Below are 274 nucleotides of genomic sequence, written 5' to 3' on the forward strand. Positions count from 1 at the left end.
TTTTACTTGGGTGCTGTAACATGATGAATACTGCTTAGTTTTTGGTGCCGTACCCCACAACAAATGCGGCGCTTCATTGGCATATCTTAAATGCTAAGTACCGAGTTGAGAAATATCACAAAGATATTGGCGTCATAATCCCACTTGATGATGAAGAACTTAAACCGCTAATGACTAAAGCCTTGAGACGCTACTTTAACGTCCTAAGAAGTAATGAGATGGTCCCCTGTCAATAAAATAGACAATTTAAATAGAGACTTTTTTGTCCTATGCC

At 38.7% G+C, this 274-nt stretch carries 1 pseudogene; it reads left to right on the top strand.

The features are described from left to right. Positions 1 to 30 precede the first annotated feature (30 nt). Positions 31 to 218 (top strand): annotated as a pseudogene (locus tag FC07_RS15690) (replication initiator protein A); the annotation flags it as partial. Positions 219 to 274 lie beyond the last annotated feature (56 nt).

This window comes from Loigolactobacillus bifermentans DSM 20003 (assembly GCF_001434575.1).
Taxonomy (GTDB): Bacteria; Bacillota; Bacilli; order Lactobacillales; family Lactobacillaceae; genus Loigolactobacillus; species Loigolactobacillus bifermentans.